The organism is Streptomyces sp. XY431, assembly GCF_001279805.1.
Lineage (GTDB): Bacteria > Actinomycetota > Actinomycetes > Streptomycetales > Streptomycetaceae > Kitasatospora > Kitasatospora purpeofusca.
In genome coordinates this window covers 1-307 of record NZ_LGDO01000396.1, presented here as the reverse complement: position 1 = coordinate 307, position 307 = coordinate 1, and the positions used below count along the sequence as shown (strand labels likewise).

The following is a 307-nucleotide window of genomic DNA, read 5'->3' as shown; positions in this document are numbered from 1 at the left end:
GAGGCCCAGCACCTCCGCGAACACACCGCACAGGACCTCCTCCTGCGGCGTCGCCGGAGCACGACCCTCACCGGCCGACCCGAACTCCGGCGCCGGCAGGGCCTTTCGGTCCAGCTTCCCGTTGACCGTCAATGGGATCGCATCCAGCACCACGACCGCCGCCGGGACCATGTACTCCGGCAGGGACGCAGCGACCTCGGCCCGGATCTCGGCGGTGTCGAGTTCGCTGCCGGGGGTGGGCACGACATACCCGACCAGACGCTTCTCACCCGGACGGTCCTCCCGCACCAGGACGACCGCCTGCGCG

1 protein-coding gene is annotated in these 307 nt (G+C 71.3%); it reads right to left on the bottom strand.

All coding sequences use genetic code 11. The features are described 5' to 3' along the window. A partial coding sequence (locus ADK60_RS27235) for an AMP-binding enzyme (protein WP_502687463.1) occupies nucleotides 1-307 on the bottom strand: 307 nt, incomplete at both ends.